Annotated in this window: 1 protein-coding gene; it reads right to left on the reverse strand. The window is 52.0% G+C overall.

Translation table 11 applies throughout. From position 1 onward, the window contains the following. Positions 1-181: 181 nt before the first annotated feature. On the reverse strand, positions 182-537 hold a 356-nt coding region (locus AC1DSG_RS31695; protein ID WP_477794367.1), incomplete at its 5' end, for a ferric reductase-like transmembrane domain-containing protein.

Here is a 537-nt window from a genome sequence, read left to right on the forward strand (position 1 = left end):
ATTCTACAGCGTTACACGCTGCTGTCAACACCTCTTTTTCAACTCCTTTCGGGCTTCGATGAATTGAAGCCGCTYGYTGCCGAAAACTGCGTAACTCTTTGTTTACCAAGGAGTTTTCCGTTTCGACTGCGCCGGAAGTGGGGCGAATTATAGACATCCAGAATCTGCCGTCAACCTTTAATTATGCCTTTCGTACAGACGGCGCCTTTTTAGCCACTAAACGCGGGATTCGACGGGCAACTAACGGTATACGCAGCACTAATAGCAACGCCCCTATAGAGGCATACACCGCCCATTCCTTCAGATCGGCACGAACAATCCACAACATATGCAGCAACCCAAGCCCGAGAATCACATAGGCCAGGCGATGCAGCTTCTTCCAGCGCGCCCCCAAACGCCGCTGACTGTAGCGATTGGAAGTCACCGCCAACGCCAGCAAACACAGAAACCCCAATGCACCGACGATTATGTAGGGCCGCTTACGCAACTCAACACCCAACTGCGACCAGTCAAACCCAAGGATGAAAGCCGTATAGC

It is taken from the genome of Pseudomonas sp. P5_A12 (assembly GCF_056400685.1).